The organism is Aquidulcibacter paucihalophilus (assembly GCF_002105465.1).
Classification (GTDB): Bacteria; Pseudomonadota; Alphaproteobacteria; order Caulobacterales; family Aquidulcibacteraceae; genus Aquidulcibacter; species Aquidulcibacter paucihalophilus.
In genome coordinates this window covers 1-3,507 of record NZ_NCSQ01000003.1, presented here as the reverse complement: position 1 = coordinate 3,507, position 3,507 = coordinate 1, and the positions used below count along the sequence as shown (strand labels likewise).

2 protein-coding genes and 1 pseudogene are annotated in these 3,507 nt (G+C 55.5%); all 3 read right to left on the bottom strand.

Translation table 11 applies throughout. The features are described from left to right. A partial coding sequence (locus B7364_RS00035; protein WP_198533978.1) for a hypothetical protein occupies positions 1-552 on the bottom strand: 552 nt, incomplete at its 3' end. A 584-nt stretch (positions 553-1,136) separates the two neighbouring features. Further along, positions 1,137-2,368 (bottom strand): annotated as a pseudogene (locus B7364_RS00030) (IS110 family RNA-guided transposase). A 304-nt stretch (positions 2,369-2,672) separates the two neighbouring features. Further along, on the bottom strand, positions 2,673-3,507 hold an 835-nt coding region (gene tnpC / locus B7364_RS00025), incomplete at its 5' end, for an IS66 family transposase (protein ID WP_157893369.1).

Here is a 3,507-nt window from a genome sequence, read left to right as displayed (position 1 = left end):
CGCACGGCTCTGGTTGAAGAGTTTGTCAACATGACCTAAATGCCGGAAATATATGAAATCGTTCTGGTAGTTGATAAAAGTTGGCGACTTAGCGTACGTTCGAACAGGCCATCTGAACACCGTAACTTCCAAGGTTGCGAGTTCAATCTTCCAGAATTGAGTACCTGGAAAGTAGTCATAGCTATCTACACTTAGAATAAGAAATTTTTCATCAAAAGAAAAGCATGGTGCATTTATAATAAATTTTTTGTCGCCTGTCGTAATGTGCCAAACTTCATCCATTATCAGGTCAATTAGAATTAGCTCGCTAGCATCGCCCCATTCGTCATTAAGCGCCACATATCTGCCACTCCCTGACACCGCTATTCGGCTTGGAGTTCTAACAAAGCCAAAGCTTTCAGGTTCAGAATCGGCCTTTTGGCTTTCAGATGTCGCAGAAATTCCACACGAGCTCATTATTGTTATCCCGCCAATCGATGCAGCATAGTTCAGAATATTTCGCCGATCAAAATTCAGATTTTTCTGATCAATAGGGATCTGACTTGGTTTCACTGATATTTCCCCGCACCGAAAGTAGCCTTTGAAACAGGCGAGCGAAAAAATCGACAACCCACCGATCCCATATAACGACTTCTGTTACGCTCGCCGCACTATGTGATGTTTGAAAAGCCAGCTGTGCAGCGGCGACCAAGACATCAAACTGTTTTCTGTGCTTTTGCACCAATGTCTGACATTCCATTGAAATGCATAGTGCGCGTAGGAAGCCCCTGCTTTCATAATGTAAAACATATACTGTAAACCGACGGACTCTAGACCACTAGAATTCGCGACCACCAATCCTTCCACATCCTATGATCATCTTCGCCTCTGTCAACCCAAATTCTGTCAGTCGTAAAAATTTCACATTCTGGCCAACTTGATTGGGCCAAGAGGTGTCAACGCCGACAACAAAAGCAAGGCCAAAAAATTAGAACCCGGACCCGTAAGCAATTGCATCGAAGCCGCCGCTCTAGTGGCTAAAGGCCCTATCCATCATATCACGCGCCCTCGAACGACTATTAGAACTCACATCACAGACTTCCTTTAGGGGGCCAATTGTCGAGTCCCACAGACACGGATGTTGTAGAAAAGCCCTTTTAAGCAGGTGAAAGCATTTTCTTCTCCCGCTGAGCCCGACTGCGAGGCTTGGTCCGCCACCGCGACGTGAAATCGGCGTACGCTTCCTCAGCCCCCTCTACCCGTACGCGTTCGGCTGCCCGCTTTTCCGGGATATTATAATCGTAGGCCGCACCACGCTTGGAGCGCTCTGGGGGCAATCCAGCTTTGAGCTCAATGCTCCGGAACTTGCGCGCCAGCAGTGCCGGTCGCACCCAGATGTAGTCCTCGCCTTTGGTCAGCATGTGCCAGATGATCATGGAGAGCTTGCGTGCCGTAGCGACGGCGGCGATCGGCTTCCCCCTCTTGGCTGCCACCCTTTGGAAAAAGGCGCGCAGCGGGCCCGGCGAACGCGCCGCTGCCCATGCGGCTTCAACGAGCATTCCGCGGGCCTGGCCTCGGCCTTGCTTGGTTATCCTCCCGTGATAAGCGGGTCCCTCTCCAGACTGGCGGGTGCTCGGGTTCAATCCGAGATAGCCGACCAACTTGGTTGGATCGCTAAAGCGCCGCACGTCGCCGATGGCAGCCGCTACGCCCGATGCGACGGTCATATCGACCCCGGGCAGTGTCATGAGACGCCGAATGACCGGGTCTGCCATGGCCACTTTGGCGATGTCGGCCTCTACGTCCTTGAGGGACCCTTCGATGAGGTCGATTTGAGCCATGTGACGTTGAACGGCAGCGCGTTCGTCATCTGGAAGACGTTGGGCAGCAATCCACTTTCGTCCGCTTATGCCGGTCAAGTTACCGTGCGGGCATGGCGGGATCAGCTGGGCATGCAGAATCGACTGGATGAGGTTCTTCAGCCGCACTCGCTGGCGGATCAGCTGGGTGCGGCGGGCTACCTGTCGCCGGAGGGCGAGTGTTGCTGCGTCGGGAACCCAGACTTCCGGCAGGAAGCCCGATGCATAAAGCTTGGCCAACACCGCAGCATCAATCGCATCGGTCTTGACCTTGGCATGTGCGACCGTCTCACCTGCTTCGGGTTGGCAATGACGACGCGATCGACGTGAGGAGCAAGGACTTCGACTACGGCCGCGGCGTTGCCGGTCGCCTCGACAATCACGTGATTGTCAAGCGTGAGCTGCGTCCTGGCGAACTCCTCCAAGCGCTCGCGTAACATGGGGATACGGCCGAGCTTCTCGAACTTGCCATCAAGCAGCGCCAAGGCCTCGGCCGCTACTCGGTGAATGTCCATGCCAATAATCCGCATGGCCTCCTCCTTCGTCCAACAAGGTTAAGGGAGCTGGCGGGCGACACGACAATTACGGATCCGCGCTCGCAGCGCATCCGGGCTAGTCGCAGGGGCGGCCAGATAACGACCTCGAGCTCGCAGCTCATGTCTGTGCGACGGCCTGCCCGCACTCTCCGTGCTCCCGGTGCCTCATGGCCCGGATCAGAAGAGCCTAACAGGTCTTGCTGACCTCAGGAACGAGTCACCGACATACATCATGCCGGATAATGCGTTCATCGAAGCATTTAATAGGTAAGCGTCCGGCCTGACCCGTCTTGACCGATCAAGCGGGCTGTGGCGCGACGGCGGGTTTCCAGTTCCACGGCAACAGCTCGTGGAGGCGTTTGTTCGGATGGTCGTCGATACGGGGAAGGATGTCGGCCAGCCAGGCTTCGGGGTCGACGGCGTTGAGCTTTGCGGTTTCGATCAGGGAGTAGATGGCGGCAGCACGTTGCCCGCCAGTGTCGGATCCTGCGAACAGCCAGTTCTTGCGGCCTACAGCGAGGCCACGGATAGCACGCTCGGCGATGTTGTTGTCGATCTCGAGTGTACCGTCTTCGAGATAGCGTGACAGAGCCGTGAAGCGGGTCAGCGCATAGCGGATAGCAACAGCCAGATCGCCGCCCTTGGGGATGCGGGTGAGTTGTTGTTCCAGCCAAGCTTGGAACGCAGCCATCAGTGGGGTGGCCTTTGCTTGGCGGATGGCTTTGCGCTGATCTGGAGGATGACCGCGTGCTTCAGCTTCGACACCATAAAGGGCTGCGATTTGTTTGATGGCCTCGCCCGCGATGGGTGAAGCTGTAGCTGCGTGGATATCGAAGAACTTACGCCGAACATGGGCCATGCACGCCACTTCTTGAACCTTGGCGGGCTCATTTGATTTAGCCGGCGCATAAAGGGGATTGAACCCGGCATAGCCATCAGCATGGAGATGACCAGCGAACGAGGCCAGATGACCGACTGGATGCTCACCCTTGCGGTCAGGGCTGTAATAATAGACCGCAGCAGGGGGGCGTTCGCCACCATGACCCTTTTCGCTACAATCGATCCCCCGGATCGATTGCTTGACGCTCAAAGCATCACGCACATAGGCCCATAGCCTGCCAGTCTTGGTCTTG